At 35.2% G+C, this 621-nt stretch carries 1 protein-coding gene; it reads right to left on the reverse strand.

The window, feature by feature from the left end; genetic code table 11:
* On the reverse strand, positions 1–354 hold a 354-nt coding region (locus tag AC1DUW_RS31780), incomplete at its 3' end, for a cupin domain-containing protein (RefSeq protein WP_477644573.1).
* Between the last annotated feature and the right edge of the window lie 267 nt (positions 355–621).

A 621-nucleotide genomic window follows, 5' to 3' on the forward strand; every position in this document is an offset into this window, starting at 1 on the left:
GTCTCTTGCACTCAATTTAATCTCATGTACTTCGCTGTAGCTGTCTTCTTGAATCAAGGCTGTAACTTCTCCCTCAAGAATGAAAAATACTTCTTCAACATCATCGTGGAGATGTAACGGCCCGACACATCCCGGTGGAAGCACCATTGTACTTAGTGTAAAATGTTCCCCTGCAATTACATTTGTATCATTATTCGCTGTGGCACCTCGTCCAATATATCTCATTTGAGCACGTCTATAAGCTGGATCAATTTCYTCTTGGAACTTTAAGACGTTCCAATCGAGTGTACGGTCTTCCAAGCGTGCAACATATTTTTTTTCAAATTCTTTCACCGAAAAAGTTTCATTTGTCATTTTAAAAATCCTCCCTTATTTGTTGTTTCTAAATCTCATATTGTTTCACAAGCAAAACATTGTTTTATCTATGAATTAATTCTAAAATGAAAACCCTTCATTGTCAAGATGAGTTTTTAGAATATTTAAAACTTTACTTATAATCAAAACAACTCTTTGTTGAACAAATGTTCAAGCGCCTTATTCAACAGGAGGCTGGATCTCTAAAATTCATATCTTTTTTAAAACGACAAAAAAGTGCGAATACCCATAAAGACTGAGTACCCA

It is taken from the genome of Peribacillus sp. P4_C12, from assembly GCF_056402095.1.